The following is a 20,958-nucleotide window of genomic DNA, read 5'->3' as shown; positions in this document are numbered from 1 at the left end:
TCCCGGCGGGGCAAACAGGAACACGCAGGAAAGAGCAGGACGCCGACGGCGGGAGGTGGGCTCCCGCCGTCGGCGTCATTTTTCCTGCCGCGCCCCATGGCGCGGATGGCCTACTTCCGGTGCCAGGTGCCGGCGTCGTCCGCGGCGAACGCATCAAGCGCCGGCAGCGCGCGGCCGGCAAAGTCGAAGACTGCCTGGTTTTCCCAGGCATTGCCTGACGCGGGGTCGGCCGGATCCCAGCCGTTGCCTGGAACCGACGTCCAGGCGGGCTCCCAGTAGACGGCGCCGATGCCGCGTCCGCCTGGAGCGGATGCCACCACGTCCTGGACCGCCCGGAAATTGGCGGCCTGGCCCGCCGGTGTTGCCGGGTAGCCCTTGACGAGCTGGGACCCGTTGGCGATCACGTTTTCCCACGGGGCGTTGGGGTTGTCCTCAAGGGTGAACGGGTACGAGGTTTCCACCACCAGCACGTCCTTGCCGTACCGCTGGGAGAGTGTGGTTACAGCGTTCTGCAGGTCTGCCAGGGTGCCGTGCCAGTACCCGTAGTAGGACAGTCCGATGAAGTCCATGGGCACGCCGCGCTTGGTGGCTTCATCGAACCACCAGGTCAGCCCGCCGATGCCGTTGTTGATGTTGGTCAGGTGGAGCACGGTCCTGGTGTCCGGGCTGACGTCCTGGACGGCACGGGTTCCGGCTTTGAGGAAGGCGGCGAGGTTGTCCCACTGGGCGCCATCCACACCGTCCGCAGGATCAACGTCCCAGGTCTGGCCCAGCGGCCAGAGCATGCCGGGGTTGATTTCGTTGCCCACCTGCGCGGCATACGGCGTGATCCCGGCGGCCTTCAGCGCAGCCATGAGGTCCTTGGTGTGTGCGTACACGGCGTCGGCCATGGCTGCCACGGACATGCCCTTCCAGGCCGCCGGAACGCCCTGCGCCCCTGGATCGGTCCAGCGGTCGGAGTAGTGGAAGTCCACCAGCACCTTCATGCCCTGGGCCTGGGCGCGCTTGGCCATATCCACCACCTGCTGCCGGGTGTTGTAGCCATCGGCCGGATTGACCCAGACCTTCAGGCGGACCAGGTTGGCGCCGGCATCGGCAAAAGCCTCCACCGGGTCTATCCGGGTACCGTCCGCCGTGGCGTACACGGCGCCGTGGTCCTCGTTCTTGGGAACGTTGGACAGGTCGGCGCCGCGGAAGGTCCGCTCCACCCGGCCTTCGGTGAAAGTCACGTTGTCCATGCTGGCCCATGCCCCGGCGCCCGTGGTTGTGAGCGAGAGGGTGCATTTGCCCGCCACGTTGGCGCTGACGGCGAGGGTCAGCCACTGATTATCGGTTTCCGTGGAGGGCAGGACGGTGGAACCGTCGCTGCCGCATCCGGAGAGGACCAGGCGGGAGGAATCCACCGGGCCGCCGGACTTGATCGAGGCGCGGAAGGTCCACCACCCCTTCTTCAGGCCCGTGACGGTCTGCGAGGTGGTCACCGTGTTGTCCGAGGCCAGGTAGTGGGTGAGCCGGTGCGCCGAGTCGGCTCCCCCGGACTCCACCGTGGCCGCGCCGGCCGGCCCGGAAACGGACCAGCCCGTGGTTCCCGCTTCGAAGCCCGAATTGGCTACGGAAGCCGGTCCAGCGCCAGGGGGCTTGCCCGGGGCCGCAGCGGCAGGACCGGCAGCCAGCAACGTTCCTGCCAGGGCCAGCGCGGTGACGGCGGCCAGGGCCCGGCCGGAGGGCAACGAGCGGCCGGAAAGTTGTAGGCGGCCAGGCTGCCGTTTGCGGGCAGTGCGCGTCGTGCGGGGAATTATCACTGGGGCGTCCTCCTTGACGTTGAACCTTGGGCGTGGAAACCGGCCGGGGCCTCGGCGGCCCCGGCCGGCGGTCTGTAGGGCTAGCTGGATCCTTCAGGGGTGCGGATGACCCGCACGGTTCCGGCCGGAATGGCGGCGACGCCGTCCACCCTTTCACCGGAAACCATGTCCATTCCCGAGACTGCGAATGACGCGTCAGCCTCGGTGTGGTTGATCAGGAACGTGAAGCGCTCTGCGCCGTTGCTGCGCACGGAAACCTCCAGGCCTGACGGGTGCCCGTCGCCCACGGACTGCCCGGCGTGGGCCAGCGCCTCCGCCAGGATGGCAGCCAGGCCGCCGTCGTCCAGGTCCGTCGAGACGTACCACGCCGTGCCGCTGCCGAAGGCGTTGCGGGTGATGGCCGGTCCCGGCGCCGCCGGTCCGTCCTGGTAACGGGCCACGACGTCGGCGGTGGTGGGGTGGATTTCCTCGGACCAGATGGTGCCGGTCCCGCCTCCGGCGCTGAGCTGGACTGCCTGGTGTTCACGCAGGGGCAGGAATTCGTGGATTTCCAACCCCAGCAGGTCGCGCAGCGGTCCCGGCGAAGCTCCCGGGGGAACGGTGTCCGTGGCGTCCACGATGCCCGAGAAGTAGGACACCATCAGGTGCCCGCCGCCCCGGACATAGTTGCGCAGGTTCGCCGCTGCAGGTTCGCCCACAAGGTACAGGGCCGGGGCCAGCACCAGGTCGTAGCCGGAAAGATCCGATTCCGGGTGGGCGAAGTCCACGGCTACGCCACGGTTCCACAGCACGGAGTAGTAGGCCTCGATCCGCTCCCGGTGGGTCAGCTCGTTGCTGGGCCGCCATTCCAGGTCCTGGGCCCAGAAGGATTCAACGTCCCACAGAATGGCCACTTTGGCGGTGACGGTGGAGCCCTTCACGGCCGTGAGTTTCTGCAGGTCGTCGCCCAGGTCCAGGACTTCCCGCCAGATCCGGGTGCCCGTTCCAGCGTGCGGAAGCATGGCCGAGTGGAACTTTTCCGCCCCGAAGCGGGAGGCGCGGAACTGGAAGAACATCACGGCGTCGGCACCGCGGGCCACGTGGGCCAGGCTGTTGCGGGCCAGCTCACCCGGACGCTTGGCGATGTTGCGGCCCTGCCAGTTCACGGCGCTGGTGGAGTGCTCCATCAGCATCCACGGCTTGTTCCCGGCCAGCGAGCGGGTGAGGTCTGCGTCCATGGACAGGAGGATGTGGTTGTCCGTCCGCTGCGCCACGAGGTAGTGGTCGTTGGCCACGATGTCCACCTCCCGGCTCCAGGCCCAATAGTCCGGGGACAGGCAGTTGGTGGCCATGAAATTGGTGGTCACCGGGGTATTGGGGGCGTAGCGGCGGATGACGTCGCGTTCCGCGATGAAGCACTCCAGCATGGCGTTGGAGGTGAACCGGGCGAAGTCCAGCCGCTGCCCCTGGTTGCTGACGCTCGCGGAGATCCGCGGGGCGTCGATCTCGTCCCAGGCGTTGTACTTCTGGCCCCAGAAGAGGGTGCCCCAGGCCGCGTTCAGGGCGTCCAGGCTGCCGTAGCGGGCCTGCAGCCAGGTCCGGAACGCCGCCACGGAGGCGTCGTCGTAGGACTCGCTGACGGGGGCGCCGTACTCGTTGTGGACATGCCAGAGGACGACGCCGGGGTGGGAACCATAGCGCCGCGCCAGCTGTTCGGTGATGTTCACCGCAGCCCGGCGGTAGTCCGGCGAGCTGGGCGCGGCCATTCCGCGGGAACCGTGACCCAGTGTGAGTCCGTCCCGGGTCACGGGATGGGCCTGGGGGTACTTTTTCCAGAACCAGGCCGGCGGGGCTGCGGTGGGTGTGCCCAGGTCGATGCTGATGCCGGCATCGGTGAGCAGGTCCACAAGGTGGTCCAGCCACTCGAAGTCGTACTCCCCTTCCCGCGGTTCCAGCAGGACCCAGGAGAAGATCCCAACGCTGACCAGGTTGATGCCGGCTTCGCGCATCAGGGCGATGTCCTCCACCCACACCTCGCGGGGCCACTGCTCAGGGTTGTAGTCCCCGCCGTAGCAAAGGCCCGCCGGGCGCTGGACCCACGGCGCCGGCGCGAGTCCGGGTGCTGGGGCCTGCAGGACGTCTGTCATCGGGTGATCTCCTTAGAACTGTGTGCGCTCCCAGTAGTATCACAGCTCTTAGTTGAAGTGATACAGGCAATATTCTGTTGACATAGATCACAACTGTATGAATTACTGGAACCGCTCACAGGACTTGGTTGACGCAGTGTGTCCGCCTCCGCCGCAGCACCACGGATCCCGCACCGGGGTCCCACCAGCTCTTACACAGCCAGCTTTTTCGACAAGGAGGACGGAATGCGCAGCTCATTTCGTGCAGGCGCAGTGGCAATGATGGCCGCAGCGGCCCTGCTCACCGCAGGATGTTCCACAGGATCAGGCACCAACGCCGTGGAACAGAACACCGATCCCAACCAGAAGGTGGAACTGACCTACTGGGCATGGGCCCCGAACCTGGACAAGGTGGTGGATATCTGGAATGAGAAAAACCCCAACATCCACGTCACGGTCAACAAGCAGGATGGCGGCGATCCCGCCATCACCAAACTGCTGACGGCCGTCAACGCCGGCTCCGGCGCGCCGGACCTGATCCAGGCGGAGTACCAGAAGATCCCCACCCTGGTGGCGGCGGACGCGCTGGCGGACCTCTCGGGAACCGAAGCCAAGGACACCAAGGAAACGTTCCCCGAGGCCGTCTGGAATTCCGTCACCCTTGGTGGCGACGCCCTCTATGCCGTTCCACAGGACACGGGCCCCATGGCGTTCTACTACCGTGCGGACATTTTCGAGCGCCTTGGCCTCGCCGTCCCCACCACCTGGGAAGAGTATGCGGCGGCGGCCAAGAAGGTGCACGATGCTGACCCGGAGGCCTACCTGGGCACGTTCTCCTCCAACGACGCCGGCTGGTTCACGGGCATGGCCCAGCAGGCCGGCGCGTCATGGTGGGCCATTGATGGTGACGCGTGGAGCGTCAAGATCGCCGAGGACCCCACTGAGAAGGTGGCCGGTTACTGGGGAGGACTGGTGGAGCAGGGCATCATCGACAACAAGCCCATGTACACCCCCGAATGGAACGCCGCACTGAATAACGGCAAGCAGGTAGGCTGGCTCAGCGCTGCCTGGGCCCCCGGCGTGCTCTCCGGCAATGCCGGCGGAACGGCCGGCAAGTGGAAGGTGGCCCCCATGCCGCAGTGGGATTCCGCCAAGCCCGCCACCGGCAACTGGGGCGGCTCCTCCACCGCCGTGACCTCGCAGTCCAAAAACGTCGCCGCAGCTTCCAAGTTCGCTTCGTGGCTGAACACCGATCCCGAGGCAGTCAAGGCCCTGGTGGACGTGGCCGGCATCTACCCGGCGGACACCGAGGGTGCCAAGACGGCCCTGACCAAGGCGCCTGAATTCTTCAGCAACCAGCCCGACTTCTACGATGTGGTGGGCGAAGCTGCGCAGAGCGTCACATCGTTCAGCTACGGCCCCAACGTCAACGTGGCCTACAACGCTTACAACGATCAGTTCGCCAAGGCTGCCCAGGCCAAAACCAAGAGTGCGTTCCTGGACGCCGTGGCCGGCATGCAGCAGGTCACCGTTGACGACCTGAAGAAGACCGGTTTCACAGTCAAGTAGTCCCGCCTGCCGGGAGGGTGCCGCGGCACCCTCCCGGTTCCCCACCACCCCACCAAGGAAGTGCACCATGGCAGCGACAGCGACTGCGCCAACCAAAGCGGAGAAGACCGCAACTGCCGGGCCCGGGACTCCCCGGAAGGCCCGGAGCTTCAGGCAGCGTGCCCTGACCCCGTACGCCATGCTGGCGCCTGGTATTGTCCTGTTCGTGGTGTTCATGGCGGCGCCGATCATCTACACCCTGGTGTTGAGCTTCCAACAGAAGAAGGTCAGCGGGCTGGGGCTCGGCAAGGGCGCACAAAGCACAGTGTTTGCCGGGTTCGACAACTACATGCGCTCCCTGACCGACCCCGAGTTCACCGCCAGCGTCCTCCGTGTCCTCACCTACGGCGCCATCCTGATTCCGTTGATGCTCGGCTTCGCCCTTCTCTTCGCACTCCTCCTGGACTCGCGGCGCACCCGTGCCGGCAACTTCTCCCGCACCGCCATCTTCCTGCCCTACGCCGTGCCGGCCGTGATCAGCTCGCTGCTCTGGGGCTTCCTGTACCTGCCCGGAGTCAGCCCCTTCCACTTCGTGGCAGACAGGCTGGGAATCGCCCTGCCGTCGCTGCTGAACCCGGACCTGATCACCTTTGCCATCGCCAACATCGCCCTGTGGGGCGGCGTTGGCTTCAACATGATCGTCATGTACACCTCACTCAAGGCCGTGCCCCAGGAAATCTACGAGGCTGCCAAACTGGATGGCGCGTCGGAGATCCAGACCGCACTCCGCATCAAGATCCCCATCATTGCCCCCTCCGTGGTCATGACGGCCCTGTTTTCCATGATCGCCACCCTGCAGGTCTTCGCGGAACCCACCACGCTCCGCCCGCTGGCAAACAGCCTCTCCACGAGCTGGTCCCCGCTGATGCTCGTCTACCGGGACGCCTTCACCCGCAATGACATTTACTCCGCGGCCGCAACCAGCATCATCATCGCCCTCGCCACCTTCGCCATTTCCTTCCTCTTCCTGCGCATTGTGCAGAAGCGGGCCTTCGGACAGGAGAACTGACCGTGTCCACTCCCACTGAGATCCGCGAGAAGCCGAGCTTCCTTTCCACCGGCATCCTGATCCTTGGGGCGCTGTACTGCCTGTTCCCGGTCATCTGGGTGGTGGCCGCGGCCAGCAAGAGCAGCGATGAGCTCTTCTCCACCTTTACCTTTGCGCCCAGTGTCCACCTGTGGAACAACATCGTGGAACTGACCGCCTACCGCGACGGCGTGTTCTGGCGGTGGATGCTCAACACCGCCCTCTACGCCGGCGTGGGAGCCCTGCTCTCCACCTGGGTGTCCGCCCTCTCCGGCTATGTCCTGGCCAAATACGACTTTCCCGGCAAGAACGGCGTGTTCAAGGTCCTCCTCATGGGCGTGCTGGTTCCGGGCGTCATCCTGGCCATCCCGCAGTACCTGATGCTGGCCCAGCTGGGCCTGACCAACACGTACTGGTCCGTTCTCCTGCCGCAGATCATCAGCCCCTACGGGATCTACCTGGCCCGCATCTACGCCGCGGCGTCGGTTCCCGGGGACGTGATCGAGGCTGCCCGGACGGAGGGCGCCAAGGACATGTACATCTTCAACCGCATCGCGTTGCCCATGATGCTCCCCGGTTTGGTAACCATCTTCCTGTTCCAGTTCGTGGCCATCTGGAACAACTTCATGCTGCCGTACATCATGCTGGGCGATGACAAGCTGTTCCCGTTGACAGTGGGCCTGAACGGGCTGCTCAACCAGGGCGCCACCGCCCCGGCGCTGTACACGCTGGTGCTGGCCGGAGCCCTGCTGTCCATCGTGCCGCTGGTCATCATGTTCCTGTTCCTGCAGCGTTACTGGCGCGTTGACCTCGCCGCCGGCGCCGTAAAGGCCTAGGGCTGGATAGGCTCGGATCATGATGCAACCGCAAGGCCGGCCCCGGCCCAAGATTGACGATGTGGCCAGGGAGGCAGGCGTCTCGCGAGGGACAGTTTCGCGGGTGCTCAACGGCGGGCACTGGGTCAGCCCGCCCGCGTTGGCCGCCGTCAACGCCGCCATCAAAAAGACCGGTTACCGTGTCAACCCCCACGCCCGGAACCTGGCCACGAACAAGGCCAACTCGGTGGCCTTCCTGCTCACCGAAACGCACGACCGCCTGTTCGCCGACCCCAACTTCGCCGTCCTGATGCGGGGCGCTGCCGACGCCCTGGCCGTGCACGACATCCCCCTGGTGCTGATCATGGCCGGCACGGACGACGAGCAGCGCCGGGCCACCGATTTCCTTACCGCCGGCCATGTGGACGGAGTCCTGCTGGTCTCCTCGCATGGCAGCAGGAAGGGCGTCATCGCCGACATCATCGCCGCCGGCGTACCTGCCATCGCCTGTGGCGTTCCCCTGGGCTTCGAAAAGAAGATGGGCTACGTGGCAGCCGACGACTACCAGGGCGCCCTGGAGTTGCTGGAGTACCTGGACAACGGCGGCCGGAAGCGGATCGCCACCATCACAGGCCCGCAGGACACCTCCGGCGGCATCCGGCGGCTGGAAGCCTACCGGGCGCATCAGGGCGAGGCCTTGGATGAGGCGCTGGTGGCCCCGGGTGACTACAGCCGCGAGAGCGGTGCCAGGGCCATGCGTGAACTCCTCGCCCGGGTCCCCGACGTGGACGCCGTCTTCGCCGCCAACGACCTGATGGCCCTCGGCGCCCTGGAGGTCTTGCACGACGCCGGCCGGCGGGTTCCTGAAGACGTTGCGGTAGTCGGGTTCGACGACATATCGGCCGCATCCGCCGCCACGCCGGCGCTGACCACGGTGCGGCAGCCATTCGACCGGATCAGCGAGGAAATGGTGCGGTTGCTGCTGGACGTCATCGCCGGGAAGAACCATGCTGCCATCACCATTCCCACTGAACTGGTGGTACGGGAGTCGGCCTGATGGCCCGGATTTCTACAACGTTCTAAATACCCTGCAGCGGGTTCAAAAGACAAGGCTTGTTTTGCCCCACCCCGCCGTCTAGATTGCTGGGGAAGCGTTTTCCCAACTCAAAATTGAAAGGATTCACTGATGAATCCCTCCAAGGCACCCGCACGCCTCCTGTCGGTCGCCACTCTCGGCCTGGCACTTACCGTCGGCTGCCTAGCAGCCCCTGCTGCCGCCGTCGGGCCCTCCCCCTCCAAGCCCGGCAATCCGGGAATCCAGCTCGACCACCTGGACCGCGGCCTGGTGGCTGCGGGGACGTCCGAAGGCGTGTTTCTCAGCTGGCGCCTGCTCGGCAACGAGGCAACGGGGTCCTCCGCAACCGGCCTCACCGGCACGGACTTCAACGTCTACCGGGACGGGCAGAAGCTGGCGACCGTCACGGACAGCACCAACTACCAGGACCCCGCCGGGACCGCCGCGTCGAAGTACCAGGTGCGGGCCGTCGTCGGCGGCGTTGAACTGGACGAAAGCGCCACCGCCACCTCCTGGGGCGGCAACTTCAAGGACATTCCGCTGAAGAAGCCGGCCGACGGCGCCACGCCCACCGGCCAGGCCTACACCTACTCGGCCAACGACACCTCCGTGGGCGATGTGGACGGCGATGGCCAGTACGAGTTCGTCGTCAAGTGGGACCCGAACAACTCCAAAGACGTCTCGCAGGTGGGCTACACCGGCAACACCTACGTGGACACCTACAAGGCCGACGGCACGCTCCTTAGCCGGATCGATCTGGGCGTCAACATCCGCTCCGGGGCCCACTACACGCAGATGCTGGTCAACGATTTCGACGGCGACGGCCGGGCCGAGCTGATGATGAAGACAGCGCCGGGTACCAAGTCCACCAACTACAACGCGGACGGCAGCGTGGCCGCGGAATCGTTCATCACCATGCTCCGGTCCGATATCAATGCCGGGTACTCAAACAGCGACGACTACCGGATGAGCGCGGCGGACTACTACCAGCACATGGTGAAGACCTTCCAGGGCTGGACGGAGCACCCCGAAGTCAAGGCCGGGAACTGGCCGGCCACCCTCGAAGAAGCCTTCGGTATCGCGCCGAAGTACAAATACCCGCTGTCCCAGGCCGATGCCGAGGCACTGACCGACTACTTCATGGACGTCTACGCCCCCTCCCGCAGCGCCCGGAACAACCTTCGCGCGTTCGAAGGATTCATCGTGTCCGGCCCTGAATACCTGACCGTCTTCGAAGGTGCCACGGGCAAGGAACTGAAGACCGTCGCCTACCAGCCTGGCCGGACCGACGACGGCATGATGTGGGGCGACTACGCCATGGCCCGCATCGAACCCGGCAACCGCGTGGACCGGTTCCTCGCCGGCGTCGCCTACCTGGACGGGAAGAAGCCCGCTGCAGTGTTCGCCCGCGGCTACTACACCCGCACCACCCTGGCCACCTACACCTGGGACGGCGCCAACCTCTCCCCAGTGTGGACCGTGGACTCGGGCTGGACTCCCATGACCAACCCGTTCAACGACTCCCCCCACGGCCGCGATGGCACGGATCCGACCTACGGCAAGCTCACCACCCAGGGCTTCCACTCCCTAAGCGCCGCCGACGTTGATGGCGACGGCAAGCAGGAGATCGTCTACGGTTCGGCAACGCTCGACGACGACGGCTCGCTGTTGTACAGCTCGTTCGACACCCTGCCGGCCGGCAGTGCCGCACCGGGCGAGGAAGCACGCCTGGGCCACGGCGACGCCATGCACGTGGCGGACATCGACCCCAACCGCCCCGGCAAGGAGATCTTCACCGTCCACGAGGGCGCTACTTACGCGCCCTACGGTTACGCCATGCGCGACGCCGCGACCGGTGAGGTGCTGTTTGGCGCCTACTCCGGCAAGGACACGGGACGCGGCATGATCGGCGACGTCGATCCTTCCGTCCCGGGCCTGGAGAACTGGGCGATCGGCATGCAGTCCGCCGACGGCCGCAAGCTTTCAAGCACAAGCCCCGGCACCAACATGAGCATCAGGTGGGCAGCTAACATGACGACCCAGGTCGTCAACGGCTCCGGCGACCAGACCCCCACCATCGACGACTGGACGCGGGGCCGCCTGCTGACCGCGGACGGCACACGCACCAACAACGGCACCAAGGGCACCCCCAGCCTGGTGGCGGACATTTTGGGCGACTGGCGCGAAGAACTGGTGGTCCGCACCGCCGACAGCTCCGCATTGCGGATTTACCTGAGCACCGAAGTGACGGACCACAAGCTCTACACCCTGATGCACGATCCCCAGTACCGTGCCGAAGTGGCCCGCCAGAACACCACGTACAACCAGCCGTCCTACACCGACTTCTACCTCGCCTCCGACATGAAGTTCGGCAACGTCCCGCTGCGCGCCGCGTGGCTTCCGGGCAGTGTGAAGGCACTGCAGAATGCGGTGGAGGACCTGGTGGAATCGGGTGGGATTGCTGGCCCCGTGGCCAGCCAGCTCACCGCTGCTGCCCAGCAGGCACAGAAGGCCGTGGAGGACCGCGACGCCGCCAAGGCAGGGCAGGCCATCCAGCGCTTCGTGAAGTTCCTGGCCCAGCAGAAGAACCCGGACAAGGTGTCCGACACGGCCAGGGCGGTGCTGAACCACAACGCAGGCAACGTCCTCCGCGCTTTCGAGAAATAGGGCTTAGCCGCATGACGCCCCTCAGGGAAAGGACCGCCGGGTAACGGCAGACTGTTGATATGACACTTGCACCGGTAATCGCACTCAACGACGGATACTCGATTCCCCAGATCGGTCTTGGCACGTGGCCGCTGGACGACGACCAGGCGGCGGCCGCCGTCGTCCATGCCGTAGAAGCCGGCTACCGGCACATCGATACGGCAGTGAAGTACGGCAACGAGCGCGGCGTGGGCAATGGCATTAAGGCCTGCGGCGCTGATCGCGGCGAACTCTTCATCACCACCAAATTGGATGGCGAGTTCCAGGGGAATGACAGGGCTGTGGACGGGCTGGAGGGGTCGCTGCAGCGGCTTGGCCTCGACTATGTGGACCTGCTGCTGATCCACTGGCCCTTGCCCGGCCGGGATGAGTTCATCTCCACCTGGAAAACATTCGAGCGCCTTCAGGCAGAGGGAAAGGTGCGCTCCATCGGCGTGTCCAACTTCAAGCCCGCGCACCTGGAGCGGTTGATGGCTGTAACGGATGTTGTTCCCGCCGTCAACCAAGTCCAGCTGACCCCTGCTGTGACGCGAATGGCCGCACGGGAATTCCATGCAAAACATGGCATTGCCACCGAGTCCTACAGCCCCTTGGGTGGTTCCGGGGCCGGCATCCTGGGCGCACCGGTCCTGGGCCGGTTGGCCGAGAAACACGGCAAGACGCCGGGCCAGGTGGTGCTGCGTTGGCACGTACAAAACGGATTGGTAACGATTCCGAAGACCGCCAATCCGGACCGGATGCGTGAGAACATGGATGTCTTCGATTTCGTCCTGGATCCGCAGGATCTCGCGGAATTGGCTATCCTCGACGAGGGCCCCGGCGCCGGAAACGATTCGGACGTAACCGGGCACTGAGGCAGGCCTGAGCAGCCACTTTCCTCCTCTCCGGGGTTGGCAAATCGATAGTAAGCATGATTACTATTAGGGCAGAGGATGAATTGCCTCCGGAATCCGGGGGCGTCCTTACTTAGGAAGAGGAGCGAAAAATGGGTTTCATTGCATTTCTGATTCTCGGACTTATTGCCGGTGCGATTGCAAAGGCGATCCTTCCGGGACGCCAGGGCGGCGGCTGGATCATCACCATGGTGCTGGGCGTCGTAGGTGCCCTCCTTGGCGGATGGATCGGCGGCGCGCTGTTCGGCGGCGGACTGCAGGAGTTCTTCTCGCTGCAGACCTGGCTGCTGGCGATCCTCGGATCGCTGATCGTCCTTGCGATCTACGGCATGGTCACTAAGCGCGGTGCGCGCCGCTAACGCAGCGCCCACAGCCAGGAAACCGGCCTGGGGATCACATCCCCAGGCCGGTTTTCACATTCCCGGCCACGGCGTTGCAGCCGGGCCAGACCTGGAAACCTTCTTTCTGAGCAGGAGTTCACAATGAAAAACAAGCTTCTTTTGGGTGTTGGAGTTGCCGTCGGTTACGTCCTTGGATCAAGGTCGGGACGCGCCGCATACGACAAGCTGAAGGCCCGGGCGGCCGGCGTCTGGGACAGCAAACCCGTTCAGGACAAAGTGGCAGTTGCTACCGAGGCCATCAAAGAGAAAGCCCCGGACGTAGCCGACCAGCTGACAGAAGCAGCCCGGCGCGCCGGAACTGTGCTGGGTTCGGCAATGCACCGCGATGACTCCTCCGGGAAGTCCGCGCCATCCAGCGCCGATACTTCACCTTCCGCCGGTGATTTGGGCGGGCTCGGCGGAGACCACATTCCGGCCCACAGCACCCATCCGGAAACCACGAACCTCGGCACCACCAGCGAGGGCAACTCCAAGAGTTAGCCGCTCCGCGGCGGCAGCCGCCCCGGGGTGAAACCCCGATTGACATGGGGCTCCTGCTTCCCGTGTGCTACAACTGATTCGCCTTGCCGGCCGTCGCGATCCTTGGGGGACGCGCCGGCCGGCAGCGTGTTTAAGCGCTGCCCATGCGCTGGCGGGCCTAAGACCAACCAGGCGCTAAGACCTGGCGTCGGGCCATTGGTTCGGGTCGTAACCGTTGATCCCCGGCACACGCCGTCCCGGCTGGAGGCTATCCACGTCTTCTGCATGCTCAGGGGCAACGGAATCCGCATTCACAGCGGCGTCGTTACCCGACTCCTCAGGGTCCTCCCGGACCGTCTTGCCCCGTTCGCTGCCAGCCATTTGCCACTCCCGGCCCATTGTTGACGAAGGCCCGTCTGCATGAACCACTAGGGCAACCCTAGTCCCGGGCGAACACCGAAACCGCTGAATACCATCAAGATAATGGCAATTTCCTCGAGGTACGGCTGCACGCCCGCTACGACTGCGGGTGACGTAACCGAGTCGCGTGACGTGTACCGGGAGGGTTGTCCACATAGGGGTTTGTGGGTGTCCTGATTGTCAGTGCCCTTTGGCAGAGTGGGGTCATGGAAGCCATTGGGGAGCAACTGACGGAGAGCGCAAACTCTTCCGGCTTGCTGCCGCTGCGCTTTCGCCCCGGCGTCCAGGCTTCCGCAGGGCACGACGCCGGGCCGAACGTCCGCCCGGCAGGCCACCTTTGGCCCGTCCCCGGCCACCCCGCACCACACCACTCATCAGGGCAACCGCTGGACCCGCCTCTGGACTTGTCTGCCCTGACCGGGCTTGTGGCCGCCGCAGCGGTCACAGCCCGGCAAGCTCTGCCCACGGTCGACTACACCAGGGCGGCCACGTTCGCCGCCGACGTCGAAGAGCTCTCCCGCTGCGTGGAGTATCTCCAGCTCATCGCCGCCGGGGCCGTGGACCGCACCCGCACCCGCGCGATCACCAACGCCGCCACCCGGGCTGCCACCCACCGGGCTGCACGCCGCACCACCACCGGGGTCAGCTCCTGGGCGCCCAACGGCACCGAAACCCTCAACGAAACCGACGCCAACTGGCCCACACCCGCCGGAGCACCCACTGTGGTGAGGTCCCCGGCCGATGACGGCTGCCGGAACACCGCCGAGTTCCTCCGCCTCAGGCTCCGGATCCCCATCCGCGAAGCCCGCCGCCGCCTCACCCTCGCCCAGCAAACCCTGCCCGGCACCACCCTCACCGGCGCACCCACGCCGCCACCCCACGAACACCTCGCCATCACCCTCGCACCGGCCGACGCCAGCACCGGCCAGCCCGCCACAACAGCCACACCACCACAAGCCATCACCGCACCCGCCGTCTCCTCCCACGCGGCCACCATCATCACCGTCACCCTCGACCGGCTACAACACCAGGCCACCCCCGAAACCCTGCACGGCATCGAACACCACCTCACCCACGCCGCCACCACCGCAGACCCCGATTTCCTAGCCCGCCTGGCCCAACGCCTCACAGAAACCCTCGACGCCGACGGCACCGAACCCACCGAAGAAGCACTCCGCCATACCCAAGGCGCCTTCATCCGCAAACCCCGCCATGGCCTCCACCACGTAGAAATCTTCGCCACCACCGACCAATACGAACACCTCCTCACCGCCATGAACATCGCCACCAATCCCCGCACCACCACCCCCAACACCAGCACCAACCGGGCAGGAACAGACGGCGACAACGGCGACGACACCGCCGCGGTAAGCGCCTACCCCAACGGCGCAAACAAAAAGGGCCTCCCGGACCTGGAACGCCGCACCCGCCCCCAGCAACAACTCGACGGCATCATCACTGCCGTCAAGACCGCCCTCACCACCAACCACCTCCCCACCACCGGCGGCAACAGACCCCAAATCATCGCCACCATCAACCACCACGACCTCTTCCCCACCCCCACACCCACCACACCCCGCACACCGGCCGCAGGAGCCTTCGCCTTCACCGGCCCCGTCGCCGCCACCACCCTCCGCAAAATCGCCTGCGACGCCGACATCATTCCCGCACTCCTGAGCACCACCAGCGAAGTCCTCGACCTCGGACGCAAAACCAGACTCTTCACCCCAGCCCAACGCCTCGCCCTCACCGCCCGCGACCAAGGCTGCACCTTCCCCAACTGCACCATGCCCGCCCCCTGGTGCGAAGCCCACCACATCACCTACTGGTCACACGGCGGCCACACCAACACCACCAACGGCACACTCCTCTGCACCCATCATCACCACCTCATCCACAAAGAAGACTGGACCATCACCACCACCGGCGGCACCCCAACCTTCATCCCCCCACCCCACATCGACCCCACCCAAACACCCCAACAAAACCACTACTTCAAACCACCACCACCACCGCCGGCGACCAACACCCCCCCCCGGCCATGACACACGCCCGACACGTTGGCGGGACAGCCGCCAGGACATGATGCCCGCACCGCCAAAGGCACCGCTAAATTCCCGCGCTGCCCACCACGACCGTTCCATCGAGTTCCCCTGAATGAACGGTGGTCACAGATAACCCTTCGGCGGCCAGGAGCGCCGCTGTGCCGTCGGCCTGCTGTTCGCTGGTTTCGATCAGCACGCAGCCGTGGGGCGCGAGCCATTCCTTGGCGCCTGCTGCCACACGGCGATGGAAGTCGAGCCCGTCAGCGCCGCCGTCCAGGGATATGAGCGGTTCGTGAACGCGCGCCTCAGGCGGCATGTTTTTGATGGCATCGGTGGGAACGTACGGTGCGTTGACGGCGAGGATGTCCACCCTGCCTCTAAGTCCGCGAGGGAGCGCATCGAACAGATCACCGGCGTGGACATGGCCTCCCAGTGCCTCGATATTGCTCCGCGTACACTCCACAGCCACGGGATCAATATCCGCCGCGTGCAGTTCTGCTCGCGGGAAACGTCGCGCCAGCGCCGCGCCGACGGCGCCGGAACCGCAACATAAGTCCACCAACACACCGCCGAAGAAAGCATTTCCCTGTAGGCCTTCGGCCGCTGTGGCGATGCCGGACGGGGAAGCACCTGAAACGGCGCCGCGTGTCGAACCGCTTTCTGCTGATATCAGCTCAGTGGCAAGCCGAACCAACAGTTCGGTCCGGCGCCGGGGAACGAAGACACCGGGCCGGACCGCGGTCCGGTGGCCATCGAACTCTGCCCAGCCCAGGATGTACTCCAGCGGAACACCGGCCACCCGGCGCCGCACGCAGTCCGCCAGCTCGGCGGGGCTGGCCGCCTGCTCAAGGAGAAGCAGGGCTTCCTCCTCGGCAAACACGCAGCCGGCGGCCCGCAGGGCGGCGGCCACTCCAACGACCCCCACACCCGACTGTTGCGGAGTTCTGGAGGACGGGACAGAAGGCAACATGCCCCCTTCGAAATGAGTGCGGGAACTGTGGTTGCCGGCACTAGGTGTACTGAGTAGAACTACGTACAACTACGAGACAGGACGGGGAGGGAGTGAACCCGCGGCAACACCATCACCCATCGGATCCACCTCCATCTGCCTGGCTGGAATTTTCATCGTAATTGACGCCACGCCGCCGCGGCAGGGGCTGTGTTTATTGGCAGGATGGAGCCATGACATCTGCCTCCGGGACACCTGCCACAAAGGGCCAAGCTCCTCCTCACGCCAACATCATCTGGACTGGCGCCTACACCCCGGACGGCGGCGGACGCGCAGAGGGCATCGGCGCCCTCCGCGCCAACGGGGACGGGAGCCTGGAATGGCTCGGCACGGCAGTGGAGGCCCAGTCGCCGTCGTTCGTTGCCGTCCACCCGACCCTTCCGGTGGTGTACGCGGTGGCCGAGCAGCGCAGGATGGTCCAGGCCTACCGGCACGTCGATGGCCACAGGCTGGAACCCGTAGGCACATCATGGCCGGCAGGTGAGGCCACCTGCCACGTTGCAACAGACCCACAGGGCCGCTTCGTCACCGCAACCTGTTGGGGAGACGGCCAGGTCCTGCTCTATGAACTGGATGCCGACGGCGGGATCACTGGGCGGTTCCCGGCCTCACCGTCGGTTGATCCGCATTCGGCCCACTCCCCCGATGAACGCCGGCAGAGCAGGGCGCACACCAGCCTGATGCTGCACGACGGGCGGGTCATGACCACAGACCTGGGCCACGACACACTCCGAATCTGGACCTACAAACCCGGAACCGGGCTGGTGGCCGACCATGAGGTTGTCCTGCCGTTCGGCAGCGGCCCCCGGCATCTGGCTCTGCACCCCGGCGGGAACGTGTTCGTGGTCTCCGAATACTCCATCGAGGTCTTTGTTGTCCGGCCGGAAGCCGGAACCTTCAAGCTGGTGTTCGGGGGCCCCGCAACACTCGGAGGTGCCAAGGACGGCGACTCAGCTGCCGAAATCTGCCTCGGCCCAGGCGGCACCTTTGCCTACGCAGGCGTCCGCGGATCGAACCGGATCAGTGTGCTTGAGGTGGGCAGCAACGGCAGCGAACTGCTGCCCGTGCAGGATCTTGACAGCGGCGGCGACTGGCCCCGGCACCACATTGTCCGTGGGCCCTGGCTCCACGTTGCGCACGAACGCTCCGACAACGTGGCCACCTTCGCCCTGGACTCAGGGACAGGCCTTCCCGGACCAGTAATCCACGACGTCAAAACTCCTTCGCCTACCGCCCTGGTACCGAACGGCTGATACGGCCGCACGCTGCCAGGTCCCGGCATGAAGCGGCAATCCGTGTAAGAGGGCTTTCCGGCTGCCTCCAACGGGCAATTTCCTAAACACTGGAGTAATCCTGCGCCAGCGCCTACGGTTGTGATGTGGTTCACAGGAAGCATGCTTTCCTTCGGACCCGGCGGCGCCCTTGCCGCACCAACCCTTGCCGACAGCAAGCCTGTAAAGCAGCGCCGCTACCAGGAAGGTCTCACCCTTGATGCTCCGCACCCCCACCGGCGTGCCCCCACGCGCCACGCCACCAACGCCAACCCGTTCCCGCACCCGTCCCGGCACTGCCGCCCGGCGTGCCGCCGTCGGACTCCTCGCGGCAACCGTCGCCATCTCTGCTGCGTCGCTCCCGGCGCAGGCCGCCCCTGCCCCGAAGGACCCGGCGTCGGTGGCCCAACATTCGCTCCGCGCCCCTGTGACCGACGAGAATTTCTACTTCGTTATGGCGGACAGGTTCAGCAACGGCAGTACGGCCAATGACCAGGGAGGCCTGGGCTCCGATCCCATGGTGTCCGGTTTCGACCCCACCAGGAAGGGCTTTTACAACGGCGGCGACCTGGCCGGGCTCCGAAACAAGATCGACTACATCCAGGGCCTCGGCACCACGTCCATCTGGCTCACGCCCAGCTTCAAGAACAAGGCGGTACAGCCCGAGGACAAATCGGCCGGCTACCACGGCTACTGGGTCACCGACTTCACCCAGATCGATCCCCATCTGGGCACCAACGCCGAACTCAAGGCACTCATCGACGAAGCCCACGCCCGCGGGATGAAGGTCTACTTCGACATCATCACCAACCACACTGCGGACGTCATCGGCTACGGCGACAAGAATGAACGGAAAAGCTACGTCACCAAGGACGCCGTCCCCTACAAAACGGCCGACGGGCAGGCCTTCGATGACCGCGACTACGCGGGGACGGATGCATTCCCGAAACTGGACGCCGGCACCTCTTTTCCTTACAAACCAGTCCTGGAACCCGGCGAAGAGGACCTCAAGGTCCCGGCGTGGCTCAACGATCCCACCCTGTACCACAACAGGGGTGACACCACCTTCACCGGCGAGGACTCGTTTTACGGGGACTTCTTCGGCCTGGACGACCTGTTCACGGAACACCCCACGGTGGTCAACGGCATGAAGGACATCTACAAGAACTGGATCCGTGACTTTGGGGTTGACGGTTTCCGGATCGACACCATGAAGCACGTCAACGACGAGTTCTGGCAGGACTTCGGTCCGGACGTGCTCAATTACGCCAAGGAACAGGGCAAGGACGAGTTCTTCATGTTCGGCGAGGTCTTCGACACCTCCAAGAGCTTCACGTCGCAGTTCACTACGCGGAACCGGATGCAGGCCGTCCTCGACTTCCCGTTTCAAGACGCAGCGCGGAACTTCGCATCCAAAGGACAGGACGCCGGTACGCTGCAGGAATTCTTCGCAGGCGATGACTGGTACACCGACGCCGACTCAAACGCCTACCAACTGCCCACATTCCTGGGCAACCATGACATGGGCCGCATCGGCAGCTTCATCACTGCCGACAATCCCGGAGCGACGGACGCCGAGAAGGTGGCCCGCGACCGGCTTGCCCACGAACTCATGTACTTTTCCCGCGGCAACCCCGTGGTCTACTACGGGGACGAGCAGGGCTTCACGGGGCCGGGTGGAGACCAGGACGCCCGGCAGACGCTGTTCGCCAGCCAAGTGCCGGAATACCTGGACGACGACCTGCTGGGCACGGACGCCACCCACGCCACGGACAACTTCAACACTGGCCATCCGCTCTACACCGGAATCAGCGAACTGGCCGCCCTCACCAAGGAACATCCCACCTTGCGGAACGGCGCACAGCAAGGCCGCTACGCCTCCGACGGCCCCGGCATCTACGCTTTCTCCCGTACCGATGCCAAGGACCAGCGCGAATACGTGGTGGCACTGAACAACAGCGAGCAGCCCCAGGCCGCCGAAGTTCCCACCTACATCGCCAAGCGAAACTACACCCGCATCTACGGCGACGCACCAGCCAAGGCCAAGACCTCCGACGCCGGCACCCTGACGGTCACCGTGCCGCCGCTTTCAACCGTGGTCTACCAGTCCTCCGGCCGCATCCCGCACTCCAAGTCCGCTCCCGCCGTCGTCCTTCAACAACCGGCGCCGGCAGTCGGCGACAACGGGCGGCTTCAGGTGACGGCCGACGTCGGCGGTACTTCGTTCTACGAGGTCACCTTCGAGGCGAAGCAGGCGGGCGGAAACTGGACGCCGATCGGCACGGACGACGCCGCGCCGTACCAGGTGTTCCATGACGTCGCCGCCCTGGACGCCGGGACCTCCGTGGAATACCGTGCCACAGTGCTCGATAACGGCGGGCATACCGCCACCAGCCAGGCACGCAATGCAAGCGTTCCCGCCCCGGTCCTGACAATGCAGCAGCCCGCAGAGGGCAGCAACGTCCAAGGCGACGTCAAACTCAGTGCCACGGCCGATCCCGAAAAGTCCACCCACGTGGTGTCCTTCCAGCGGAGCGTCAGCGGCGGAGAGTGGACGGCCGTGGGAACCGACGATTCCTCCCCCGTGTATTCGGCCACCGACGACGTCTCCGCCCTGGCCGACGGCACCACGGTGCAGTACCGCGCCCTCATGTCCGGGCCCGGTTTCAGCGTTGCCAGCGGGACGCGGACGGTCACCGTGGGTGAAGCGCCGCAGCCGGATTCGGTGGCGGTGGCCGGATCACTGAACAGGGCCATGGGCTGCGCGGCGGACTGGGACCCTGCCTGCGCCCAGGCGCAGCTGGTCCTGGACCCGGCGGACCGGATCTGGCGGTTGACCGCGGACCTGCCGGCCGGCACCTACGAGTACAAGGCGGCCCTCAACGGCAACTGGGATACGAACTACGGTGCCGACGGCCAACCCGCCGGACAGAACATCATCCTGGACCACCCGGGCGGCCCGGTCACCTTCCGCTACGACAACAGCACACACCTGCTGAGCGCCACCTACGCCGCGCAGCAGCCCGGGGCCGTTGCCGCCGCAGGCAGTATGGACAGTGAACTCGGCTGCACAGCGGACTGGGATCCCGCGTGCGATCAGGCCCAGCTCACCTTGGACCCTGCCAGCCTCATCTGGAAACTGACCTTTCCGGACCTCCCGGCCGGCAGCTACGAGTTCAAAGCCGCCCTGGACCGGTCCTGGAATGTGAGCTACGGGGCCGGTGGAGCTTCCCCGGGCGCCAACATCGCGTTGGAGCACGACGGCGGCCCGGTCACCTTCCGGTACGACCACTTCACCCATGTGATCACCACCGGTTAGCGG

Annotated in this window: 14 protein-coding genes; 11 read left to right on the top strand and 3 right to left on the bottom strand. The window is 65.5% G+C overall.

Translation table 11 applies throughout. From position 1 onward, the window contains the following. Positions 1–110: 110 nt before the first annotated feature. Positions 111–1,802: an arabinogalactan endo-beta-1,4-galactanase gene (locus ACFV4R_RS04680; RefSeq protein WP_377201260.1), complete on the bottom strand. Its 1,692-nt coding sequence runs from the start codon at positions 1,800–1,802 to the stop codon at positions 111–113. An 80-nt stretch (positions 1,803–1,882) separates the two neighbouring features. After that, a complete protein-coding gene (locus tag ACFV4R_RS04675; protein WP_377201259.1) occupies positions 1,883–3,928 on the bottom strand; it encodes a beta-galactosidase in 2,046 nt (681 codons plus the stop codon). Positions 3,929–4,153: 225 nt separating this feature from the next. Here ACFV4R_RS04675 and ACFV4R_RS04670 point away from each other — a divergent pair, with 225 nt between their 5' ends. From ACFV4R_RS04670 to ACFV4R_RS04630, 9 genes are all read left to right on the top strand, one after another. Beyond that, positions 4,154–5,476 carry an ABC transporter substrate-binding protein gene (locus ACFV4R_RS04670; protein ID WP_377201258.1) on the top strand — a complete coding sequence of 441 codons (1,323 nt, stop codon included), beginning with the start codon at positions 4,154–4,156 and terminating at the stop codon, positions 5,474–5,476. Between the two features lie 67 nt (positions 5,477–5,543). Further along, positions 5,544–6,524, top strand: a complete 981-nt coding sequence (locus tag ACFV4R_RS04665) for a carbohydrate ABC transporter permease (protein WP_377201257.1) — start codon at positions 5,544–5,546, stop codon at positions 6,522–6,524. A gap of 2 nt (positions 6,525–6,526) precedes the next feature. Then, entirely contained in the window at positions 6,527–7,378 is an 852-nt protein-coding gene (locus ACFV4R_RS04660) for a carbohydrate ABC transporter permease (protein WP_377201256.1), read from the top strand. Positions 7,379–7,397: 19 nt separating this feature from the next. Continuing rightward, on the top strand, positions 7,398–8,414 hold the full coding sequence (locus ACFV4R_RS04655; RefSeq protein ID WP_377201255.1) for a LacI family DNA-binding transcriptional regulator: 1,017 nt from the start codon (positions 7,398–7,400) through the stop codon (positions 8,412–8,414). Positions 8,415–8,543: 129 nt separating this feature from the next. Continuing rightward, complete coding sequence (locus ACFV4R_RS04650) at positions 8,544–11,099, top strand: rhamnogalacturonan lyase (protein WP_377201254.1); 2,556 nt, start codon at positions 8,544–8,546, stop codon at positions 11,097–11,099. A gap of 59 nt (positions 11,100–11,158) precedes the next feature. Beyond that, positions 11,159–11,992 carry an aldo/keto reductase gene (locus ACFV4R_RS04645; protein ID WP_377201253.1) on the top strand — a complete coding sequence of 278 codons (834 nt, stop codon included), beginning with the start codon at positions 11,159–11,161 and terminating at the stop codon, positions 11,990–11,992. 131 nt (positions 11,993–12,123) lie between these two features. Beyond that, entirely contained in the window at positions 12,124–12,390 is a 267-nt protein-coding gene (locus tag ACFV4R_RS04640; protein WP_015935712.1) for a GlsB/YeaQ/YmgE family stress response membrane protein, read from the top strand. 123 nt (positions 12,391–12,513) lie between these two features. Next, positions 12,514–12,912, top strand: coding sequence for a YtxH domain-containing protein (locus tag ACFV4R_RS04635; RefSeq protein ID WP_377201252.1), 399 nt, complete (start codon positions 12,514–12,516; stop codon positions 12,910–12,912). Positions 12,913–13,517: 605 nt separating this feature from the next. After that, positions 13,518–15,356, top strand: a complete 1,839-nt coding sequence (locus ACFV4R_RS04630; protein WP_377201251.1) for a DUF222 domain-containing protein — start codon at positions 13,518–13,520, stop codon at positions 15,354–15,356. A gap of 64 nt (positions 15,357–15,420) precedes the next feature. On the opposite strand, the gene ACFV4R_RS04625 is transcribed toward ACFV4R_RS04630, so the two are convergent. Beyond that, positions 15,421–16,326: a HemK family protein methyltransferase gene (locus ACFV4R_RS04625; RefSeq protein WP_377201250.1), complete on the bottom strand. Its 906-nt coding sequence runs from the start codon at positions 16,324–16,326 to the stop codon at positions 15,421–15,423. Positions 16,327–16,538: 212 nt separating this feature from the next. Here ACFV4R_RS04625 and ACFV4R_RS04620 point away from each other — a divergent pair, with 212 nt between their 5' ends. Further along, complete coding sequence (locus ACFV4R_RS04620) at positions 16,539–17,618, top strand: lactonase family protein (protein ID WP_377201249.1); 1,080 nt, start codon at positions 16,539–16,541, stop codon at positions 17,616–17,618. Positions 17,619–17,856: 238 nt separating this feature from the next. Beyond that, entirely contained in the window at positions 17,857–20,955 is a 3,099-nt protein-coding gene (locus ACFV4R_RS04615) for an alpha-amylase family glycosyl hydrolase (RefSeq protein WP_377201339.1), read from the top strand. The last annotated feature ends 3 nt before the right edge of the window (positions 20,956–20,958 follow it).

The sequence above is a fragment of the Pseudarthrobacter sp. NPDC059871 genome (assembly GCF_042731175.1).
In the GTDB taxonomy this organism is placed as follows: Bacteria; Actinomycetota; Actinomycetes; order Actinomycetales; family Micrococcaceae; genus Arthrobacter.
Note: the sequence above shows the minus strand (reverse complement) of the source record. Positions and strands in the feature narration are given on the sequence as shown.